The sequence below is a fragment of the Paenisporosarcina antarctica genome (assembly GCF_004367585.1).
Classification (GTDB): domain Bacteria; phylum Bacillota; class Bacilli; order Bacillales_A; family Planococcaceae; genus Paenisporosarcina; species Paenisporosarcina antarctica.
This window is the reverse complement of the sequence record NZ_CP038015.1, coordinates 284,575-302,625: the sequence shown is the minus strand read 5'-3', so window position 1 is coordinate 302,625 and position 18,051 is coordinate 284,575. Positions and strand designations below refer to the sequence as shown.

Below are 18,051 nucleotides of genomic sequence, written 5' to 3'. Positions count from 1 at the left end.
TTTCTGCCCCACTATTCTATAGGTAGTGATGTCTTTTCCATCCATTCCCCAATATTTTGTTCATGGGATTTATCTATCTTTGTTAGAGCAGCAATTACGCGCTCTACTCGCTCATTAGAATGGTTTTGACTTAACTTTGCTTTCCCTTGAATGTTATCGATAGAAACAACAAATCCAACAACGCCTTTTGATAAAGAGGATATATACCCTGGTTCGACATCATGTAAAGAATATTTACTTGAAGGTTCTTCGTACTTTTCGGTTAATTCGACCATTGATTGCCATAGTCGTGGATCATCCTCTTTCATGAGTTGAACTTTCCCTTTTACATGAACCGTTACATAATTCCATGTTGGAACAGTGTTGTGGTTTTCATACCAAGATGGTGAAATGTAACAATGGGGTCCTTGAAACACAACCAATACTTCTTGGTCTTCCAAGTCAACCCATTGTCGATTTCCTTTTGCAAAATGACCAATTAGTTCAGTTTTATCATGACTTAACAGCAACGGAAGATGTGTAGCTGTTAATGAGCCTTGATGAATAGATGTTAAAGTCGCAAACCCGTGGGCAGTTATTACTTCGTCTATTTCTTGTCGATTTTTCATTTCAAAATATGATGGGATGTAAATATTAACCCCTACTTTCTCTGCTATAAACCTAAATATAGTGTGGATAATTGTGTTTCTTTATCTTTATCCACGCGATAACCGTGGGCAGTTGGGCGAGAGCTTACAATACAATCCAATTCTTCATCAATAAAATGAAGAGCCACTCCATCATCTGCTGCAAAACCACTTATGATACTTCCCTCTTTTATGAACTTTTGATAAGCGGGTCTTCGATTTTCTTCACCATCATAGTGAGGACAGTGGCTACCTCGCAGTATGCCAAGACATGATATGGGTTCAAGTCCAGAACCATAAGAATCTGTTACTCCTTCTTCAAACCAACAAAGTGAGCCTGCACTCAACCCAGCAAGAATCGTACCATTGTCGTAGGCTTGACGAATGGCTATATCGAGTTCCCACTCACGCCACAGTGCCATTAAATTTTTGGTATTGCCACCACCAACGTAAATAATATCTTGATTCATAATAAATTTCTTAATATCTCGCGTATGTGGTTTAAATAAAGAAAGATGTGTAGGTTCACACTTTTCCATTTTAAAGAAGTCATAAAATTGTTCGATATATTCCTCTGCATCACCACTTGCCGTTGCAATAAAGCAAATCTTAGGATTTACTTTTTTGCATTGTTTTAATATATATCGGTCCAGTAGAGGGTTCTCTGGCTCCATTGAAAAGCCGCCACCACCTAAAGCAATAACTTGTCTCATTTCGTCATCCCCCATCCTAATTATTTTCCGATTTTGTATTGAAGATTACTTGTCATTCTATTTTGTGGTCCCTTTAATAATGACTGTTGAAATTAACTCCTCAATCGACCCTAAGCAAATCTGCACTTCGGGTAGTTGATAAAACGTGCTGGTCGTTTCCATATTCATCGCTTCTAAGTTCGGCGAAAAGAGGAAAATCTTTTTTTGTCCTGCAATTGCCAGTCCAAGTTCAATATGACTTCCTTTTCCACCAGGTAAAAGCACCACGACGACATTTGAATCTGCAATTGCTTGTTTTTCAAGCATTCCTATTTTTTGTAAGTCTTCAAGTGAATTTGCCTGTTCATTTTGTGTCCAATCATATGTATGATGCCACCCAAGTTTCTTGAGTTGGAATGACACCTCTCTAACGACTTCTTTGTTTTGAAAACTAGATGCCACGTAAAAATTCATGTATTTTCCACCCTTAAATAGATCAATTAAGTAGATAAAATGTCACATACGCGACCAACTTGTCCATCTTCTAAACGGACTTTAATGCCGTGAGGATGTTTTGGCGATTTGGTTAGTAAATCTTTAACTATGCCTGTTGTTTTAACACCTGAGCGTTGATCATTTTTCAAAATTACGTTAACTTGTAAGCCAGGTTTCACATCTGCACGAATTTGACCATTTGCCATGATTATTCACCCTTTCTTTCTTTCTATTTTATCATAAAAAGAACTAGTATTTTGACAATTAATAATGTCAAAACACTAGTTCTTGAATAATATTTTTAAGTTTTTTTCATTAAAATAACTTACCTTTTAGTTTTGTCCATTTAAGTAGTGTCTAGCTAATTTAATTATTTGAAATGCGTTTCCAAGTCATCAAGCATTAAATCAGCAGCTAAATAACCACCTGCTGTGTTCCAGATAACATCATCTACTTTAAATACTTTTTTCGCTTTTGAAACTTCAAGGTTTTGGAACAGAGGATCGTTAATCCACTCATCTTCTAATTTTGTCGCTTCCTTATCGCCAGTTTCATAAGTGAAATAGAACATAATGTCGCCATCCATGGCTGGAATTCGTTCTTTTGTTACACCTTTTTCTGCGAAATCAGGTAAATCTTGCTCAGCAGGACGTGCAAAGCCAAGTTGTTCTAAAATTACACCTGAGAATGAGTCTTTATGGTAAATACGTACATCACCTGCCATAAAGCGCACCATAGATACTTTTTGCTTCGTTTGATCACCTAAAGTTACTTTTAAATCTTCAATGCGGTTATTGTATGCATCCAATTTTTCTAGTCCTACGTCTTCTTTATTAATTGCTTTTGAATATAGACTGAAATTTTCTTGCCAGTCTCCGCGTAATGTTTCGGCGAATACAGTTGGAGCTATTTTGCTCAACTGATCGTAAATTTTTTCTTGACGCATTTTGTTTCCAATTATTAAATCTGGTTTAAGAGCTGCAATCGCTTCAAGTGAAGGTTCTGATTCGTTACCAACTGTTTTTGTATCTTTTAATTGGTCAGCTGTATGTTTATACCACGTATCTCCTGTAAAGGCTTCAACAGCTCCAACAGGTGTTACGCCCATTGCTAGGACAGCTTCTACTCCTTCATTTGTCAACACAACGATACGTTTTGGCTCAGCTTTAATCGTTGTTTCTCCCATTGCATGTGTAACTGTGTAACTTTCCTCTTTTGCTGTATCTTCACCACTTGTCGCAGGTTTTTCTTGTGTTTCACCACATGCTGCTAAAATTAGTAGCATGAAAGCTATTAATAAAATACCTAATTTCTTCATAATCTTTCTCCTTTTTATCATCCAATTGAGAATGAAAATCATTTACAGTTAGTACTTTATATGATACGATTTTACTTGTCAACAAGTGTTTTTTAAATAAAAAATTCAGAGGTCTTATATGTTACATACAAATATTACACGTAGTTGGGGTGTTGCTATCGGCATCATGACCATCCTTATTTTAATGAGTTCTAGTTTGGTTTATGGATATACCAATACCACTTGGGCAGATGCGTTCTTGGCTTTTTTTCATCCGACTACTTCAAATGAGCATATAATTATTCGTGATGTACGGTTTCCTCGCGCAGTGATCGCAGCCTTCGTTGGTGCATGTCTTGGTGTTTCAGGTGCCATTATGCAGTCCATCACGAGAAACCCACTGTCTTCACCAAGTATTCTTGGTGTTAATGCTGGGGCCAGTTTCTTTGTCGTTGTAGGGGTCGTTTTTTTGTCTGTTCAAAGTTTACAATCCTACATGTGGCTTAGTTTTGCAGGAGCAACTTTTGCTTTTTCACTTGTATTCATCTTAAGTAGCACTGGTCGCGAAGGTCTTACACCACTTAAATTAACCCTGGCAGGTTCCGCAATTACAGCATTATTTGCATCGTTTACCCAAGGATTATTAGTTTTAAATGAAACCGCTCTTGATCAAGTATTATTCTGGTTAGCCGGTTCAGTAGCTAATCGCCCACTCGATCTACTGGTTAACGCGTTACCTTATATGGTCGTTGCTCTATTGCTAGCTTTTGTACGTGCGAAAGAATTGAATGTATTAAGTATTGGGGATGACGTTGCAGTAGGTCTTGGTCAACGAACAGCTTGGATTAAGTTTTTCTTCGGCGCATGTGCTGTTGTTTTGGCTGGATCTGCTGTCGCGGTTGCTGGTCCTATTGGATTCGTTGGTATTATCATTCCACATTTAATCCGGTCATTAGTTGGACTCGATCATCGTTGGATTCTTCCTTATTCTGCTATGGGTGGCGCAGCTCTTTTACTGCTTGCAGATATAGGAGGGCGCTATGTATTAATGCCTCGAGAGTTACCAGTAGGTGTTATGACTGCTCTCATTGGGGTGCCTTTCTTTATTTTTGTGGCGCGCAGAAAGTTGGGGATATAACAAATGAAAATATTCAATCGACTTGATTTTACTCGCCATCCCTTCTTTGCCACAATTATTGTTTTCCTTGCCGTCGTTACGGTCATGTTATTATCAGCTGGTTCTGGAGAATTCCCATTATCTCCAACGAAAGTAGTTGCTGCTCTATTTGGTTTCGGAGATGAATTTGACCGAACTGTTTTAATCGACTTTAGGTTACCTCGCATCGTGATGGCTCTCTTTGTCGGAATGTCACTAGCCGTATCCGGGGCAATTTTACAAGGTATTACGAAAAACCCACTTGCTTCACCTGATTTAATAGGAATCACAGCAGGTGCTTCTTTCGCTGTTGTTTTATTTTTAACTCTATTCTCAGATGACAATAATTCATTAACTGTGAGTATTCAGTGGTTGCCATTATTCGCCTTTTTGGGTGCTACTTTGACTGCATTAGTTGTTTTCTTATTGTCATGGAAGAATGGGATTGCCCCGTTTAGACTCTTGTTAATAGGGATTGCAGTCGCCGCATTTATGCAAGCTGGCACAACTGTATGGATATTAATGGGACCCATTTATCGTGCAAGCCAAGCTACAATTTGGACGACTGGAAGCATATACGGGGCAAATTGGTCGCAAGTTTTTGTCATTATGCCTTGGGCGTTATTATTTATCACAATTTCTCTCTTGTTACGTAGACAAATGAATATTTTAGAACTTGGAGATGAAATTGCAACAGGAGTTGGGTCTCGTGTTCAACTAAACCGAATTTTATTACTATTAGTAAGTACTGGACTAACCGGAGTAGCTGTTGCCTTTGCTGGAGGTATCGGATTTGTAGGCTTGCTCGCTCCACATATTGCAAGAAGAATCGTTGGACCAAAATTTCAATCCATGGTTTTATTTTCAGCAGGAATTGGTGCGCTTCTTGTTCTTATTGCTGACTGGATTGCACGTGTTGCATTTGCTCCGATTGAAGTTCCAGCTGGTGTTTGGACGGCTGCTGTTGGAGCACCTTATTTTATTTTCTTATTAATGACAGGACGCAAAAAGGGTGGTACTTAATGAAGAGGGCTATCTTGGAAGACATGGTCGAAAATTTCCGTTGGCATCAAGATCAACTTGCATTACACACATTAACACTATCCGATTTATTTCATGAACCATCTCTCAATCAACATCTAACTCGATTGACGACTGAATTCGGTAGTCCAACACGCGCACACGCTGCTTCGATGACGGCAAAAAGAATTGGATACATAGCCGCTCTTATGATTTATGCTCGTAACAAACACGCTATTTTGATACACCCTAAAGTATGCACATTTGTAACGATTGCCGTAGAGTCAACAAATACTAGTTGGATACCTGTTTATTCGTTTCCTCTCGAAACGGCAGAACCTTACCAGTCTACAGTAGAATGGATCAAGCAAGAGTTGTATGCTCAAACTATCGTTCCTATCGTTGAATTACTCGCGAAAGAAAAAGGCATCTCACGTGTTGTATTATTTGAAAATATATGTATCTACATTAGATGGATTTTCATTTCTAAACTTCAAGATAACATTACTTTTCAGCAGTTAATAGAATCATCGGCTTTAGAATTCGGAGTTAAAAAGCTACATCCAATCGCTTTATATGAATCTGGACGAAGTACTTTACGTAAAACATGTTGCCTATATTATCAAACACATGACGCTGTAAAAACGTGTAAAACTTGCCCAAGATAACAAAACAAGCTTGAGAGAGCAATCTCTCAAGCTTGTTTTTTGTATTAACTGATTTCTAGGAATTTTGCTTACGTAAAGTTAAATCTTTTAATTCTAGTTAGAATAAAAGACAGATTTTTCACTATACAACGTTATTTTTTTACATCTGAACACCGTTTCACTTCAATTCCTCTTTAAAACAAAAAAAGATGAGCACAAGGCTCATCTTTTCTTCTCTCAATCAATTAAATTAATCTAATATTTTAATATTTACTGTTTGACGACCCCAGTTAAGAGCGTCTTGTTGATCTGCCATAAAGACATCTATGATGTTGCCTTTAATCGCGCCACCAATATCTCCTGCGATTGCTTCTCCGTAACCTTCAACCCATACACGTGATCCAAGTGGGATCACTGATGGATCTACTGCGATAACTTTTTGGTTTGGATTTGAACGCAAGTCAATACCCGTGTAAGTTGTTCCTGAACACCCTGCGCAATAAGCAGTATATGCTGTTGCTGTTACTGTCATCTCTTTTGCAGTAGATGAAGTTGGTGCAGGTGCAGAAGCTTGAGTTGTTTTAGCTGGTGCAGGTGCTGTTGTTGTTTGTACTGGCGCTGAAGTTCCTTGCAATACAAACACATTACCTGGGAAGATTAAATCACTTGAAATGTTATTCCAATTCATTAAGTCATCCAATGAAATATTATGTGTCAAGGCTATTTTATAAAGCGTATCACCTTTAACTACAACATGTTTCCCCGACTTCTCTGCTACCTTGTGTGCTACCTTATCTGCTAACTTGAGCTCTTGTTTAGGATATATAAGAGTAGAATTTAACTCGTTCCAAGCTTGTAAATCTGCTACGCTAACATTATTGCCTTGTGAAATAGACCATAATGTATCTCCTGATTGTACCGTATGAACTCCTGATGCAGATGCTTGGCCTGCTGCTCCTACTGATAGTGCTGCAATTGCAGTTAGTGCAACGATTTTCTTTTTCATAAATGAATTTCCTCCTTTTCACTAACGACCATCATCATAGCATCCTAAGATGACAGGAGCGTTACGAAAAAGCGTGAAGGACTTATCAATTACATGACAAGATTGAGCTTTCTGTTACATTTGTAATATATACCTATATGCCCACATTATTCTTATAGAAAAAGTACCCACAAATAATTATTTAATAATTATAGGTAATAATGTCTATAATTGTCGGATAATATTTAATTTTTGATGGTTTACTGTGTTTTATCAATTTCTCTAACCGTACGCATGACACGTAAATATCATCGTGTCATGCTTTGTTTCTCATATATAGTTCTGGCACTCTTATTAAAAAAAAAAAATAGCCAAAAGAAAAAACCTTCCAATGTGAAAAGGTGCTTTCTTTTGGCTATTCACGTTGTAATACAAAACCGATTCGCTGGAGCGCTCGTTCTAAAGTAGACTCAATCGTGATGTCTTTGAGATCCATATGTACTTGTAGTGCATTCATAGCCATTTGAGGTTGGAAACCTGTCAAAATAGGTTTGACTCCAATAATTTCTAGTATTTTCACGAGTTTTAAAAGTGCCCCACTAACGGTAGCATTAATTTGAGTAACTCCGGACAAATCGACGATTAAATAGTCTAGATCGTAATCTTGGCTTTTCGCTAAAGCAATTTGAATAATATTTTCTGCTCGTTGTGCTGTAATATCACCTATAATCGGTAAAATAGCTACACCTTTTGTTATAGGCACTAAAGGAGCAGTTAGTGTTTGAATATGTTCATTTGCCTTGTCCAGTTCAAGTACATATGTAAGGACAGAAGCCATTGATTCAAATATTTGTATATGCTGCTCAGGAAACTCTATGTTTTTCGTATCTAATCCACAGATGGTTCCATAGTTTTCTCCATTTTCAAAATAAATAGGAATGCCTATGAAAGAGCCGCTCCCTAAATCTGCTGTCACTTGGAGTTCATTAGCCTGTTGGTGTTGAGTTATATCTTCAATCACTAAGATTTTACGACCATGGTCTACAGTCAATTTGCAAAAAGTATCTTTAAAAGGCAGTTCTTCCCCTTCATTTATAAGATGATCTTTTGCATTCACTGCTTTGATAATCCGATTTGTTTCCTTATCGTTTTTTGCGATAAACAGTGTATTCATATCGACAATTTTACTCATCATCTGTAAAATACATTCGGCCGCTTCGTCAAAGTTTTGAAAACTCTTTCCTTTTAATGTTAGCATTCGCTCATCCACGTATTCACGCCCCTTTGTACCCTTAAAATGTAATTTAAGTGTACCACTGTTTAAGTTTCTACTGTTTAAGTTTCTACTATAGTAGATAGAAAAAGGATTACAATAATTCTAGCAAAATTTCTACCCAATTTGTATAAGCCTCTATTAGGACAACGAGCATTAAAAATAATGCTCCAAAAAGATGAACGATATATTCGCGCTATTCAGGATGGTATTTCCATTGCATGAAGGCACGAAATAATTCAGAATCAAATATAAAACATTGCACCATTCCTCCTCACTCTTTATTACCGCAATTTCCATCTGCCCCAAAAAGAAGCTAGTCCTACTGTAAATTCAATTAAAAAGTTTCACTTCATGAAACATCATTACTATATTATTCTGTAAAATCATTTACAATGAAGAATAGAAGAACGAGGGGGATTTTTATGGCACTTCATTCTTTTCATTTAAAGGCAAATTGGCCCGGTCTTCGTAATGATGTGGGAACAATAGAGACCGCAAACTTACATACCAAGATTTCGATTCCGCCTGAGATGGACGGTCCTGGAATCGGAACGAATCCTGATGAAATGTTACTTGGCGCAGCTGCTACTTGTTATATTATTACTCTTGCCGCTATGCTTGAACGTAGCAAGATAGAGAAAGAAAGTTTAACGATGACCTCTGAAGGCATCGTTGATATTACCAAAGGAGTCATCACGTACAAAAAGATTATTCATCGTCCTCATCTCAAGTTACAATTTGGAACAGATTTGGAGTTAGCGCAGAAAATAGCAAAAAAAGCCGAAAGTTCTTGTATGATCAGTCGGGCACTTAAAGGGAATGTAGAGATTGAATTAGAAGTTAAGCTTGAAGTCATATAAGTTTAAAGAAAAGAGGGATTGTATGGATTTACAATTAAAAGATAAAGTTGTTCTCGTTACAGCTTCGAGTAAAGGTTTAGGAAAAGCAACTGCTCTTGAATTTGCTAAAGAAGGGGCTACAGTTCTTATATCCAGTCGTAATGAAGCAACATTGGCTCAGACAGTTGATGAAATTAAGCAACTGACGAATAACCAGCAAGTTTATGCTAAAACATGTGACATGTCTTCAGTTGAAGACATAAACGCTCTTTTCGCTTGGGTAACGGCAGAATTTGGCGGTGCCGATATATTAATTAATAATACAGGAGGACCAACTGCTGGTGGATTTAAAGACTTAGAAGATAGTGATTGGATGGCTGCGTTTGAAAAGAACTTACTTAGTTATATTCGGACGACACGTGCTGTATTGCCTCATATGGAAGCAACTAATTTCGGACGTATCATCAATATCTCTTCTTCTTCGACAAAAGAAGTCATCGATGGGTTGATCCTATCTAATACCTTCAGATCTGGTATGGTTGGACTGACAAAAAGTTTAGCTAGAGAATATGCTAAAAATAATATCTTAGTAAATACCATCGGTCCAGGTCGTATTGCAACAGACCGCGTTGCTGAACTCGACCAAATTGCAGCAGCTAAACAAAGTGTTTCTGTTGAAGACATTGTAAAACGCAGTGAAAGTTTAATTCCAATCGGACGTTATGGACAACCTGAAGAATTTGCTAAGGTTGTGTTATTTCTAGCATCTCCTGCAAATACGTATATGACCGGTCAATCTCTTATCATAGACGGCGGTATGTTAAAAGCTCTATAATTTTTTTTGCATCAGTCTTTCATAGATTGGTGCTTTTTTATGAATTTAAATAAGAAAAGCAGAATGCGCCTTCTAGCTCATTACTGGTTTTGAACCTTTGGTGTTGGAGCTCGAAGCTAGACATAACAACTCAAGGTACGAAGGTATTGCTCGAAAAAAATTATACTTTCATATCTAGTAAATTAATGAAAAAAAAAATGCCCTTTTCAGGATATCTGAATGGACATTAACAGCTATAATACTTAATCTCTACTATATCAACATTGAAATTTGAGTTTCACTATACATTTCTCATATCTGAGAAATCGACAAATAGACATAATCAATGCATTTCAAAACCAACTGGTTTCTCTGGTAATTTCATGTGAACTGTTGTGCCCCGGTCGACAACACTGTGTACAGTTATTTGTCCACCATGATCATTAATTGTAGAGAATACTTGTGTTAAACCTAGGCCGGTTCCATCGCTTTTGTTCGAATAAAATGGAGTTCCAAGTAAATTAATTTTATCTTTAGGAATACCGACACCGGTATCGATAATTTTCACATTAACGCTGTCACTTTGATAGTAGTGTTCAATTCGAAGCTTCCCTTTACCCGGCATTGCTTCAATTGCATTTTTAATCAGATTAAAAAATGCTTTTAAATACATATTCTTCTTTCCATATATATGTTTATCACAATCTTGAATATCTGTTTCAATCTCTATGTCATATAGTTTGTCTTGAAACAAAAACAAAAGAGAGGACAGTTCTTTACATAAATCAATTTCGGTAATTGGTTCGCTGTAGAGATCGGGTTTAGCTACTTGAAGTAAATTTGACAATGTATCAATTGCCTTCTCTAATTCACTTTCCATCGCTAGTATATAAGGGTGTGGATTATTCTCCTTTAGTAATTGTAAAAAACCTTTAACTGAAGTTAGCGGATTCTTCACTTCATGTACAATTCCTGCAGCAATTTGTCCAATCGACGCCATTTTTTGTCGATCATACAACATTTTTTCCGTTTCTTTTCGCATCGTAATATCCCTAAAAACGGTTTGCATGGCTTTTCGATTACCAAATTGAACTTGCTGACAGTAAAACTCAACATCCACGAGGGTCCCATCACATCGTATAATTGATTGTTCAATAACTTCAAGAGGTTCTCCACACATGCCTTGTTGAATTCGTTCACTAATCATGTCTCTCATGTCATCCTGAATAATATTTAGACAGTTTGAGCCAATTATTTGTTCTTTTGTTCCTCTTAAAAATTCAGATCCTACTTGATTAATATAGAGTACTTTGTTTTCTGCATGAATAATAATGGACTCAACTGAATATTCAATTATTTGGCTATACATCATTTCACTTTGAAGTATTTCATTTGATTCCATAGTTTCTACTAATTGATTCATAATTCGGACTCCTTTCAATTGAATTAGACAAATATGGGGTGCATTTATAAAAATCAAAGATATAATTAAGCGTCCTAATAATTCGAATTTTCATTTAATTAAATTAAGTTTAACTGATAATTGATAGATTGAAAACAGAATTTTACCATTTTTTATTACTTTTTATACTTTTTAGCAACATTTAACTGTTTTTATTGTAAATAAATTCATTTTATTCAGTTAAATCCCACTTGGCAATAGGTACCGATAGCTAGTTTAATAGGCTATTTATCTTATACTATCACATAAGAAAATAATTCCATTATAATTAGATGAAAAAATTTATAAAATATTCAGACATTCATTTATTTCAAGATTCCTTAACAGAAATCCAAAACCTTCTTTTCATCTGACCTTCTTCAGTAATAAACAAATCGTCTTCTACTCCCCCATTATTTAAAATGACTTTTGTAGAACCAATATTGTCTTCATCACATGTTATTAGAACTTGATTAATATGAAGTTCTTTACATTTATTAAGCGCTTCTTTTAATAAATAGGTTGCGTACCCTTTATTTCGTTCAGAGGGAAGAATACCGTACCCTATATGTCCACCGATTGTTCGCAAAAACTCGTCGAGTTTATGACGAATATCGACCATTCCCACGATTTGATGGTCATTATTCACTAAAAAGTAATGGGAACTCGGTACCCAAGGAGCCTTGCCTTTTGCACGTGCCTCCAATGCATATAAATATTCTTCATATGTATGAAATCCTGATAAATCCATGCTACTCGGAACCATTCGTGCAGATCCCCAATCTACCATGTAAGCTTTGTGTTGTTCTTTCCACTCAAGTGATGGCTTGACTAATATCATCTTAAATTACCCCTTTTTCATAAAAGTTGAACATTAATGAAATGACCACTTATTTTGCAATTATTTGTTTCTTCGTTCAATTTATATACCTTTCATATTTTCAATTATAGAATAAAGTCTGCTCTTTTGAATAGTGTGGAACTTTTACTGAAATAGGTGAAAAACGCAAACGAAAGAATTCTTCGTTTGCGTTTTTTATATTTAAAATTATCTGTTTAATCTTTCTTATCTTCTTGTTATTTAAACATCTTGATCGGCATGTTCAACACATGTTTGTGCTGTTGGTAAAGCTTCAAGTCTTTCAAATGGAATGTCTTCCCCACCTACTGCACATATTCCGTACGTACCATTTTCAATTGTTTGCAATGCCGTTTCAATTTGTTCTATTTCTTCTTCCTTGTGATGTTCAATCGCCATTTCTGTATTTTGACCTGTCAAATCCGTCGCGTTATCAGCAAGATCATTATCATAATTGGATAACTATGTTGTTTCTAAAAGGGCATCTTCCTGAAGACGTCCTTTTACTTCTTGCAAGTCTTGCGTTAGTTGATCTTTCAATTGCTTTAATTGTTGAACATTCATATGTTATGTCCTACTTTCTTTGCTTTTCTATATATATCTCCTCTTTATCATGGAAATCAAACCTTTTTTTCAATTTTTTATTTAATAGAGTATGATGGGAAAAGAAAAATAAAGGAGGATTCGCCTTGTCTAGAAATCCTTATTCAATTGTCATCGGTGGCGTTTTCGCCCTTTTTATTGCCATGAGTATAGGGCGTTTTGCTTACACACCTATCTTGCCTTTTATGCAACAAGAAGCTGAATTTTCTACACGCTTCGCTGGTTTCTTAGCCTCAAGTAATTACGCAGGCTATTTGCTTGGTGCTATTATCGCCATTGTTGTTCCTTTAAAACGCAATCGCGCCATTTTTTTGCGAGTTACTATCATTTTCAGTGTTTTATTTACGTTATTGATGGGTCTTACATACAGTCACACTTCATGGATGGTGTGGCGTTTCTTTTCAGGTATTACCAGTGCATTCGTTTTTGTCTTAGCTTCGAGTTTAATACTTGATCAATTGGCAAAACAACGGAAACTTGGATGGGTTGGCATTATGTATGGCGGGGTTGGTCTTGGTATTTTCATATCGGGATTACTTGTTCCTCTATTAATAGAGAACTTTCATTATCAAGGTGCTTGGATAGGTCTTGCTTGCTTAGCCGGACTCTTAAGTATTATTGTGTTTCTAACAATTAAAGAAGATACTACCGAACCTACTGTCAATCTGCCTATTACACCTATAAAACCAAAGAAAAAGACAAAATGGCTCCTTTGGTTACTAGCATCGTATGGATTAGAAGGATTAGGCTATATTGTCACAGGGACATTCATTGTTGCAATTGCTCAACAGACTCCCTCTTTTGGTGGCAATGCCACAAGTGTTTGGGTCTTAGTTGGTTTAATGGCAATCCCTTCATGCGTCATCTGGTCATACTTTGGAAGTAAATACGGGTACATGTTGTCCTTAATGATTCTATTACTCATTCAAGCTGTTGGAATCGTATTACCAGCGTTATCCGATTCTTCTTTCAGTTTTTATGTAAGTGCCATTCTTTTTGGTGCAACTTTTATGGGAGTAACGACTCTTGCCACAGCCTTTGCACGTGATAGAAACCCTCTTGGTAGTGCACGAGTCATCGCTATCATGACGACCGTTTATGCACTTGGACAAATGATTGGACCTTCGATTGCAGGAGTATTAACTGCAGAAACAGAAAGTTATATAGGGGCACTTTCAGGCGCAGCTTTAGTAGTATTTATCGCCGCACTATTTTTACTTCCATTAGTTAAACATGAAAGGGCGGAAAGCAAAGATGATGTTAATTAAACGAGTTGATCATATTCAACTAGCAGCACCAATTGGTAGTGAAGAAAAAGCACGCTTATTTTTTCAGGGAATTCTTTCATTGCAAGAAGTAGAAAAACCGCATGAGTTAAAGAAAAATGGAGGGGTATGGTTTTCGAATGGACATGTACACATACATGTTGGCGTAGAAAAATCTTTTATACCAGCGAAAAAAGCACATCCCGCTTTTGAAGTGTCAGATATCGAAGAGTTTGCTACTCATATCAGAGAAAAAGGTATCTCGATTCAAGTTGACGATAAATTACCAGGAGCGAAACGGTTCTATGTGGATGACCCCTTCGGTAATCGATTAGAATTTCTAGAATGGATGTAAGCAAAGCTCAAACGTCTTCTTAACTTGCACCGAAGATGGAAAGCGAAAATTGCGCCTTTCTGCCCCCGTAAAAGCGCACGATGGTTGCCGCTTGAAGCAAAAGATTATAACTTGAAAATCATGAATTCTACATGTAAGAATAGCGAGGAGTGATGAAAATGCCTTACGTAAACATTAAAATTACAAGTGAACATGTAACTCCAGAGAAAAAGGCAGAACTTATTAAAGGCGTCACACAGCTATTAGTGGATGTTTTAGACAAAAATCCTGAAACAACTGTTGTTGTTATTGATGAAGTAAATACTGACAATTGGGGAATTGGTGGTCAATCGGTAACCGAGAGACGTCACCTAGGTAAATAATGAAAGTGCTGAACATGTCACACAAGTACTTTGAGAATGCTTGTGTGACTTTTTCTTTTACAGACACTAACTTATTTATCAATTCCTACTTCATCACTTCTTTTTTCCAATACTATATTATCTCGCCATACACCATCCAGTTCTCCCATCTTCTCATGTTTTCCCACGACTCGAAATCCACACTTTTTATGTAACCGAATACTCGCTTCGTTTTCAGGAAAGATGACTGCTTTTAATGTCCAAAATCCATGTTGCTCAGAAACTCGGATTAGCTCGAGTAAAAGCTGTTTTCCAATTCCTCTTCCTTTTGCTTTTGGATGGACGTAAATACTGACTTCTCCCACACCGGCATACACTGGACGGGATGATGTATAAAGTACTTTTGCCCATGCCAACACTTGAAAATCTTCTTCTACAATTAAATGACAACCTGGGTGTGCTGATCCCATCCATTTTTCATACGATGGTGCCATTGTTTCAAAAGTCGCGTTTTTCGTTTTGATACCCTCTTCGTAAATTTCTTTAACTTGACCCCAATCTGATGGAAGCATTTGACGAATTATAAATTTCATATGAACACTCCTTATTTTAAATTAACTTTAACATAATAGTTGCATTTTGCAAATGAATGACATATAATTAATTTAAAGAGGTGACAACATGGATAACAAACGTGAGCTTTTTCAAATTTTAACTCGCCGCTTCGGTATATTAAATAAAAACTGTTGTGCAGGTGGGAACATCGATATTACAACCGTGCATAGTCATATTCTATATGAAATAGATAAACAACATAGTCCATCGATGCAACAAATCGCAGACATTTTAGCGATTGATGTCACGACATTTAGTCGCCAAATACAAACGTTAATAAAGATGCAACTTGTTGCAAAGTCTCCCTCTTCAGATGATAAACGCTTTTATATTTTATCTTTAACAGACGAAGGACATAAAATAGCACTATCAGTAGAATCATCAATGAACGCATATTTAGATGAAATCTTCTCACATATGAATGAATTTGAACAAGAAACCGTTTTAAGATCGATTAAGCTATTAAATAATGCCATGTCGAAATCAAGTGTTTGCTGCACACCATTAATCTAAGCAAGAGAAATCTTGCTTATACTTAGTTAATACTTGCATTTTACAATTATAAAGAAAAGAGGAATCCACATGACGAAAGACAAAATGAACTTTAACATCCTATCAAAGTATTCTGAAGTACCCTCAAATAATAGTGAATTATCCACTATGCCAATCGCAATTATCGGAGCAGGTCCAGTTGGCTTGGCTGCAGCAGCACATTTAGTAGCTAAAAATGAAAAGTTTCTACTTATTGAGTCTGGTCCTAGTGTAGGAAATAATATTTTGACTTGGGGACATGTACGTTTATTCTCATCGTGGCAGTTCAATATTGATAAAGTAGCTATGCAACTTTTACAAGAGAACGGTTGGCTAGCACCCGTTATGAAACGTTTGCCATACGGAAAAAATATCGTTGAGGATTATTTAATCCCATTAGCCAATCTGCCTCAAATTAAACCGTTTATTAAATTAGATTCAACAGTTATGGCCATTAGCAAAAATGGATTAGATAAGATGAAGAATGCGAAACGAGATGAACAGTCGTTTGTTTTGTATGTAGAAAAAGAAGGTCAAACTGAAAGAATTGAAGCTAGAGCAATCATAGATGCCACTGGAACTTGGGGTCAACCGAATCCTGTTAATGCGGACAATGTCTGGACAAAACAAGAGAAATTACTTGCATCTAAAATAACGTATGGCATTCCTGATATAACGGGAGAATCTCGTTCTAAATTTGAACATAAGCGAGTTGCAGTAGTAGGTGGCGGTCACTCTGCAATCAATACTATTTTAGAATTAGCCACTCTGGAAGGGACCGAAATCGTGTGGATTCTTCGCAAAAACCGTGTGGAAGATGCATATGGCGGAGAAGCTTTAGATGCACTTCCAGCTAGAGGTCAATTAGGATCTCGTATACACCAATTAGTTGATAATGGGAGAATTTCCACTCATACCCCTTTTCTAATACATCAAGTGATTGATGAAGGTAACTCTTTAACCATTCATGGAACCACGAAAGGTGAAGGAACTACGATTCACCATATTGATGAAATTATCGCGAATACTGGGTCTCGTCCCGATTTTAATTTTTTACGAGAAATTCGATTAGACATTGATTCTGCAACTGAAAGTATTTCTAAACTTGCGCCACTTATTGATCCGAACTTACACAGTTGCGGCACTGTCCGACCTCATGGAGAAACTGAACTTCGTCAACCTGAAAAGAACTTTTACATCGTAGGTATGAAGAGTTATGGACGCGCTCCAACCTTTTTAATGGCCACAGGTTATGAGCAAGTAAGGTCAGTTGTCGCTCACTTAACAGGAGATTTAGAAGCAGCTAAACGCGTAGAATTAGATTTACCAGAAACGGGCGTCTGTAGTACGAACTTGCTTACAAAAAATTCTTGTTGTTAAAGATAAAAGATATGGAGGGAGAAAAATGGTGGTAAACCACGGTGGTAATTTGTCTAAATCTTATTTTGTCGCCTATCTTAATTTAATTATGCGCGCAAAAGAATGCTCAGCTTCCTGCGCAAAACAAGATATGCTTGAACAATTCTTCAAAGGAGATCCGAACCATTTCGGCACTGTTTCTTTTCAAGCTTTTATTGAGGCCATTGCCGAAATGGATGCATCCTAATAAGAAAAGCGAAAGGCACCGTATTGCTAAAAAAAACTTATCATTTCTTGGCTAATAAAAGGATGCACAACTAAGTTACTATTAACTTAGTTGTACATCCTTATTTTTACTTCATAATTTGAGACAGTAATTAACTAACTCCCCCAAACCTAAGTCAGTCCTCTTCTTATTAGATTTGCTGAGACGGGTTATTTCCCAATTTCCCTAGCCCACACAGACATTTGACCGACATGATGGATTTCATGTGCGATGACGTGGCGCATTATCTCCCCCCATCTGAGGGTTTCTATGCTGCATCTTGTTTGGTCTCTTGCAAAAGTTCATTTTCCAAACTACTTTCCCACGCAGCGACAAACTCCTCCACATCTTTTTTAAAGAGCATATCCAACCCTTTGACTTTCTTCAAACTCTAATAATCTCAAAACTCTCTTGAAAATTAGGCTTGCCTTGAATAATGCGTATGGAACAACGTATGCAATATTCCACCCAGTTGTAAGCAGAAAATATTTTCATACATATCCCCCTTTCTATCCACTGTCTTTATCCAAATGCTTCGACAGAGTTGGTTTCATTTCCTATCTCGTGAGC

Annotated in this window: 23 protein-coding genes; 11 read left to right on the top strand and 12 right to left on the bottom strand. The window is 36.8% G+C overall.

Annotated elements, in window-relative coordinates:
• Positions 1-11: 11 nt before the first annotated feature.
• The 5 genes from E2636_RS01560 to E2636_RS01540 form a co-directional block, all read right to left on the bottom strand.
• Positions 12-632 (bottom strand): FMN-binding negative transcriptional regulator, encoded by a 621-nt coding sequence (locus tag E2636_RS01560; protein ID WP_243840760.1) that lies wholly within the window; start codon positions 630-632, stop codon positions 12-14.
• Between the two features lie 20 nt (positions 633-652).
• Positions 653-1,339 carry a Type 1 glutamine amidotransferase-like domain-containing protein gene (locus E2636_RS01555; protein ID WP_134208367.1) on the bottom strand — a complete coding sequence of 229 codons (687 nt, stop codon included), beginning with the start codon at positions 1,337-1,339 and terminating at the stop codon, positions 653-655.
• A gap of 57 nt (positions 1,340-1,396) precedes the next feature.
• Positions 1,397-1,792, bottom strand: coding sequence for a group-specific protein (locus E2636_RS01550; protein ID WP_134208365.1), 396 nt, complete (start codon positions 1,790-1,792; stop codon positions 1,397-1,399).
• Between the two features lie 26 nt (positions 1,793-1,818).
• On the bottom strand, positions 1,819-2,019 hold the full coding sequence (locus E2636_RS01545) for a YwbE family protein (RefSeq protein WP_134208363.1): 201 nt from the start codon (positions 2,017-2,019) through the stop codon (positions 1,819-1,821).
• 164 nt (positions 2,020-2,183) lie between these two features.
• Complete coding sequence (locus tag E2636_RS01540) at positions 2,184-3,131, bottom strand: ABC transporter substrate-binding protein (protein ID WP_134208361.1); 948 nt, start codon at positions 3,129-3,131, stop codon at positions 2,184-2,186.
• A gap of 118 nt (positions 3,132-3,249) precedes the next feature.
• Here E2636_RS01540 and E2636_RS01535 point away from each other — a divergent pair, with 118 nt between their 5' ends.
• From E2636_RS01535 to E2636_RS01525, 3 genes are read left to right on the top strand one after another with little or no spacing between them, the layout of a single operon-like run.
• The gene (locus tag E2636_RS01535; protein WP_134208359.1) at positions 3,250-4,248 is read left to right on the top strand and encodes a FecCD family ABC transporter permease; all 999 of its coding nucleotides are present in this window, start codon (positions 3,250-3,252) and stop codon (positions 4,246-4,248) included.
• 3 nt (positions 4,249-4,251) lie between these two features.
• Entirely contained in the window at positions 4,252-5,289 is a 1,038-nt protein-coding gene (locus tag E2636_RS01530) for a FecCD family ABC transporter permease (RefSeq protein ID WP_134208357.1), read from the top strand.
• Positions 5,289-5,954: a (2Fe-2S)-binding protein gene (locus E2636_RS01525; protein ID WP_134208355.1), complete on the top strand. Its 666-nt coding sequence runs from the start codon at positions 5,289-5,291 to the stop codon at positions 5,952-5,954. Before E2636_RS01530 ends, E2636_RS01525 begins: the two co-directional genes overlap by 1 nt.
• 229 nt (positions 5,955-6,183) lie before the next feature.
• On the opposite strand, the gene E2636_RS01520 is transcribed toward E2636_RS01525, so the two are convergent.
• Both E2636_RS01520 and E2636_RS01515 read right to left on the bottom strand, forming a co-directional pair.
• Positions 6,184-6,939: a LysM peptidoglycan-binding and 3D domain-containing protein gene (locus E2636_RS01520; protein WP_134208353.1), complete on the bottom strand. Its 756-nt coding sequence runs from the start codon at positions 6,937-6,939 to the stop codon at positions 6,184-6,186.
• 394 nt (positions 6,940-7,333) lie between these two features.
• Positions 7,334-8,188 carry an STAS domain-containing protein gene (locus tag E2636_RS01515; protein ID WP_134208350.1) on the bottom strand — a complete coding sequence of 285 codons (855 nt, stop codon included), beginning with the start codon at positions 8,186-8,188 and terminating at the stop codon, positions 7,334-7,336.
• Positions 8,189-8,616: 428 nt separating this feature from the next.
• Here E2636_RS01515 and E2636_RS01510 point away from each other — a divergent pair, with 428 nt between their 5' ends.
• On the top strand, positions 8,617-9,054 hold the full coding sequence (locus E2636_RS01510; RefSeq protein WP_134208348.1) for an OsmC family protein: 438 nt from the start codon (positions 8,617-8,619) through the stop codon (positions 9,052-9,054).
• A 22-nt stretch (positions 9,055-9,076) separates the two neighbouring features.
• Positions 9,077-9,868, top strand: coding sequence for an SDR family oxidoreductase (locus E2636_RS01505; RefSeq protein WP_134208346.1), 792 nt, complete (start codon positions 9,077-9,079; stop codon positions 9,866-9,868).
• A 322-nt stretch (positions 9,869-10,190) separates the two neighbouring features.
• On the opposite strand, the gene E2636_RS01500 is transcribed toward E2636_RS01505, so the two are convergent.
• The 3 genes from E2636_RS01500 to E2636_RS01490 all read right to left on the bottom strand — a co-directional run bounded on the left by E2636_RS01500 (position 10,191) and on the right by E2636_RS01490 (position 12,567).
• Positions 10,191-11,270: an ATP-binding protein gene (locus E2636_RS01500; protein ID WP_134208344.1), complete on the bottom strand. Its 1,080-nt coding sequence runs from the start codon at positions 11,268-11,270 to the stop codon at positions 10,191-10,193.
• 349 nt (positions 11,271-11,619) lie between these two features.
• Positions 11,620-12,129, bottom strand: a complete 510-nt coding sequence (locus E2636_RS01495; RefSeq protein ID WP_134208342.1) for a GNAT family N-acetyltransferase — start codon at positions 12,127-12,129, stop codon at positions 11,620-11,622.
• A gap of 240 nt (positions 12,130-12,369) precedes the next feature.
• Positions 12,370-12,567: a TraR/DksA C4-type zinc finger protein gene (locus E2636_RS01490; protein WP_134208340.1), complete on the bottom strand. Its 198-nt coding sequence runs from the start codon at positions 12,565-12,567 to the stop codon at positions 12,370-12,372.
• 269 nt (positions 12,568-12,836) lie between these two features.
• On the opposite strand from E2636_RS01490, the gene E2636_RS01485 reads away from it, so the two are divergent.
• From E2636_RS01485 to E2636_RS01475, 3 genes are all read left to right on the top strand, one after another.
• The gene (locus tag E2636_RS01485; RefSeq protein ID WP_134208338.1) at positions 12,837-14,018 is read left to right on the top strand and encodes a YbfB/YjiJ family MFS transporter; all 1,182 of its coding nucleotides are present in this window, start codon (positions 12,837-12,839) and stop codon (positions 14,016-14,018) included.
• On the top strand, positions 14,005-14,370 hold the full coding sequence (locus tag E2636_RS01480; protein WP_134208336.1) for a VOC family protein: 366 nt from the start codon (positions 14,005-14,007) through the stop codon (positions 14,368-14,370). Before E2636_RS01485 ends, E2636_RS01480 begins: the two co-directional genes overlap by 14 nt.
• Positions 14,371-14,528: 158 nt before the next feature.
• Positions 14,529-14,732, top strand: a complete 204-nt coding sequence (locus E2636_RS01475) for a 2-hydroxymuconate tautomerase family protein (RefSeq protein ID WP_134208334.1) — start codon at positions 14,529-14,531, stop codon at positions 14,730-14,732.
• Between the two features lie 71 nt (positions 14,733-14,803).
• On the opposite strand, the gene E2636_RS01470 is transcribed toward E2636_RS01475, so the two are convergent.
• Entirely contained in the window at positions 14,804-15,304 is a 501-nt protein-coding gene (locus E2636_RS01470; protein WP_134208331.1) for a GNAT family N-acetyltransferase, read from the bottom strand.
• An 88-nt stretch (positions 15,305-15,392) separates the two neighbouring features.
• Here E2636_RS01470 and E2636_RS01465 point away from each other — a divergent pair, with 88 nt between their 5' ends.
• From E2636_RS01465 to E2636_RS01455, 3 genes are all read left to right on the top strand, one after another.
• Positions 15,393-15,839 carry a MarR family winged helix-turn-helix transcriptional regulator gene (locus E2636_RS01465; protein WP_134208329.1) on the top strand — a complete coding sequence of 149 codons (447 nt, stop codon included), beginning with the start codon at positions 15,393-15,395 and terminating at the stop codon, positions 15,837-15,839.
• An 84-nt stretch (positions 15,840-15,923) separates the two neighbouring features.
• Positions 15,924-17,237, top strand: coding sequence for an NAD(P)-binding domain-containing protein (locus E2636_RS01460; protein ID WP_134211724.1), 1,314 nt, complete (start codon positions 15,924-15,926; stop codon positions 17,235-17,237).
• Positions 17,238-17,262: 25 nt separating this feature from the next.
• Complete coding sequence (locus E2636_RS01455; RefSeq protein WP_134208328.1) at positions 17,263-17,463, top strand: hypothetical protein; 201 nt, start codon at positions 17,263-17,265, stop codon at positions 17,461-17,463.
• Between the two features lie 188 nt (positions 17,464-17,651).
• Here the strand turns inward: E2636_RS01455 and E2636_RS19250 are convergent, their stop codons facing one another.
• Positions 17,652-17,726 carry a DinB family protein gene (locus tag E2636_RS19250; RefSeq protein ID WP_243840759.1) on the bottom strand — a complete coding sequence of 25 codons (75 nt, stop codon included), beginning with the start codon at positions 17,724-17,726 and terminating at the stop codon, positions 17,652-17,654.
• Between the last annotated feature and the right edge of the window lie 325 nt (positions 17,727-18,051).

What these genes read in the sequence shown, in the direction of transcription:
- E2636_RS01555 (WP_134208367.1), bottom strand. Translation starts at nt 1,339, where the DNA reads ATGAGACAAGTTATTGCTTTAGGTGGTGGCGGCTTTTCAATGGAGCCA.
- E2636_RS01550 (WP_134208365.1), bottom strand. Translation starts at nt 1,792, where the DNA reads ATGAATTTTTACGTGGCATCTAGTTTTCAAAACAAAGAAGTCGTTAGA.
- E2636_RS01545 (WP_134208363.1), bottom strand. Translation starts at nt 2,019, where the DNA reads ATGGCAAATGGTCAAATTCGTGCAGATGTGAAACCTGGCTTACAAGTT.
- E2636_RS01540 (WP_134208361.1), bottom strand. Translation starts at nt 3,131, where the DNA reads ATGAAGAAATTAGGTATTTTATTAATAGCTTTCATGCTACTAATTTTA.
- E2636_RS01535 (WP_134208359.1), top strand. Translation starts at nt 3,250, where the DNA reads ATGTTACATACAAATATTACACGTAGTTGGGGTGTTGCTATCGGCATC.
- E2636_RS01530 (WP_134208357.1), top strand. Translation starts at nt 4,252, where the DNA reads ATGAAAATATTCAATCGACTTGATTTTACTCGCCATCCCTTCTTTGCC.
- E2636_RS01525 (WP_134208355.1), top strand. Translation starts at nt 5,289, where the DNA reads ATGAAGAGGGCTATCTTGGAAGACATGGTCGAAAATTTCCGTTGGCAT.
- E2636_RS01520 (WP_134208353.1), bottom strand. Translation starts at nt 6,939, where the DNA reads ATGAAAAAGAAAATCGTTGCACTAACTGCAATTGCAGCACTATCAGTA.
- E2636_RS01510 (WP_134208348.1), top strand. Translation starts at nt 8,617, where the DNA reads ATGGCACTTCATTCTTTTCATTTAAAGGCAAATTGGCCCGGTCTTCGT.
- E2636_RS01505 (WP_134208346.1), top strand. Translation starts at nt 9,077, where the DNA reads ATGGATTTACAATTAAAAGATAAAGTTGTTCTCGTTACAGCTTCGAGT.
- E2636_RS01500 (WP_134208344.1), bottom strand. Translation starts at nt 11,270, where the DNA reads ATGAATCAATTAGTAGAAACTATGGAATCAAATGAAATACTTCAAAGT.
- E2636_RS01495 (WP_134208342.1), bottom strand. Translation starts at nt 12,129, where the DNA reads ATGATATTAGTCAAGCCATCACTTGAGTGGAAAGAACAACACAAAGCT.
- E2636_RS01480 (WP_134208336.1), top strand. Translation starts at nt 14,005, where the DNA reads ATGATGTTAATTAAACGAGTTGATCATATTCAACTAGCAGCACCAATT.
- E2636_RS01475 (WP_134208334.1), top strand. Translation starts at nt 14,529, where the DNA reads ATGCCTTACGTAAACATTAAAATTACAAGTGAACATGTAACTCCAGAG.
- E2636_RS01470 (WP_134208331.1), bottom strand. Translation starts at nt 15,304, where the DNA reads ATGAAATTTATAATTCGTCAAATGCTTCCATCAGATTGGGGTCAAGTT.
- E2636_RS01465 (WP_134208329.1), top strand. Translation starts at nt 15,393, where the DNA reads ATGGATAACAAACGTGAGCTTTTTCAAATTTTAACTCGCCGCTTCGGT.
- E2636_RS01460 (WP_134211724.1), top strand. Translation starts at nt 15,924, where the DNA reads ATGAACTTTAACATCCTATCAAAGTATTCTGAAGTACCCTCAAATAAT.
- E2636_RS01455 (WP_134208328.1), top strand. Translation starts at nt 17,263, where the DNA reads ATGGTGGTAAACCACGGTGGTAATTTGTCTAAATCTTATTTTGTCGCC.